Source organism: Streptomyces sp. NPDC001056, assembly GCF_053598955.1.
In genome coordinates, this window is record NZ_JBSFLI010000115.1 from 1 (window position 1) to 1,232 (window position 1,232).

The window sequence follows — 1,232 nt, forward strand, 5'->3', positions numbered from 1 at the left end:
TGGCGGTCACGCGGTTCCCGGAGACACCGGTACCAGAGACCACCGAGGCGCCGGCCGAGCCGGTGCCGTGAACCTTGGCGGCGGGCGCACCGGACGGCTTGCCGTGAGCCGTGGCGGTGGGCTGGGGGGTGCCGGTCGCAGCGCTGGCCACTCCCCCCGCCGTCGCGATGGCTGCGGCGGTGGCCGCGATGAGCATGATCGGGCGGATACGCATGAATCAGTGTCCTTTCCTGCGGGCGTCCGGTTGATGCCCGCACCCCTGTACGCCCCTCGGTGCCCGTGCGGTCGCACCCCGGACACGTGGTCCATGTCACAGGACGTGGGCGCGACCTGGGGACGGCGCTCGTGCGTACAGGCTTGAGCGGCGCGAGGCTCCGCCCGGGAGGCACGGCTCCACCGCCGTGGTCGAGGAGTGCTTCCCGGCGAACCGCCTGTGATGCGAGCCGATCGACAGCACCAGGAGAGAAGCCGTTGATGACGCCACAGGAGTTCGACGCGTTCTACGCAGCGTCCTTCTCCCGCCTGACCGGACAGCTCTACGCGATGACCAGCGACTGGTCCGAAGCACAGGACGTGGTCCAGGAGGCCTTCATCCGCGCGTGGGACCGAAGGCGCACGTTCGACCCCGACGATGCCCCGGAAGCCTGGATCCGGACCACCGCCCGGCGGCTGGCCATCTCACGTTGGCGACGTCTGGCCCGGGGTCTGCATCTGGCCGGACGCCACCACCATGAACCCCGCACCGTCGAGCCGCCCACTGAGGAGTACTTGATGCTGGTCATCGCGCTCCGCGACCTGCCCGAGGCGCAGCGCAGCGCCATGGTCCTGCACCACATGTGCGACCTTTCCATCGAGCAGGTCGCGGCCGAGACCGGTGCCAGCGTCAGTGCCGTCAAGAGCCGCCTCGCCCGCGGGCGGACCGCGCTGGCGGCCCGGCTCGGCGACCAGCCCCCGACCAGCGAGGAAGGACGACTCCATGTCTGACCCCCTCCACGACACCCTGGGCGACCGGCTGCGGCTGCTCGGCACGCAGATGCCGGCACCGACCCTGCCCGCCGCGGAGATCCGCCGACGCGCCGACCGGCGCCGCCACCGCCGGCACGCCCTGGGCGCGACCGCGGCCTGCACCGCGGCAGCCCTGTGCCTGGCTCTCCCGTCCGTGCTGCACTCACCCGGCCCACGGCACGGAGCAGCCCCCACGGACACCTCCTCCGTGTCAGCTTCCCCCCGCC

The 1,232-nt window shown here is 72.3% G+C and carries 2 protein-coding genes and 1 pseudogene; 2 read left to right on the forward strand and 1 reads right to left on the reverse strand.

Annotated features, from left to right (window positions below; genetic code table 11):
- Nucleotides 1–214, reverse strand: a pseudogene (locus ACWDD7_RS37785) (hypothetical protein); the annotation flags it as partial.
- A gap of 260 nt (nucleotides 215–474) precedes the next feature.
- Between ACWDD7_RS37785 and ACWDD7_RS37790 the strand changes: the two are divergent.
- Both ACWDD7_RS37790 and ACWDD7_RS37795 read left to right on the forward strand, forming a co-directional pair.
- Entirely contained in the window at nucleotides 475–984 is a 510-nt protein-coding gene (locus tag ACWDD7_RS37790; RefSeq protein WP_351881773.1) for a SigE family RNA polymerase sigma factor, read from the forward strand.
- Nucleotides 977–1,232 (forward strand): hypothetical protein (locus ACWDD7_RS37795; RefSeq protein ID WP_373315976.1); only part of this gene is annotated, 256 nt, incomplete at its 3' end. The genes ACWDD7_RS37790 and ACWDD7_RS37795, both read left to right, overlap by 8 nt.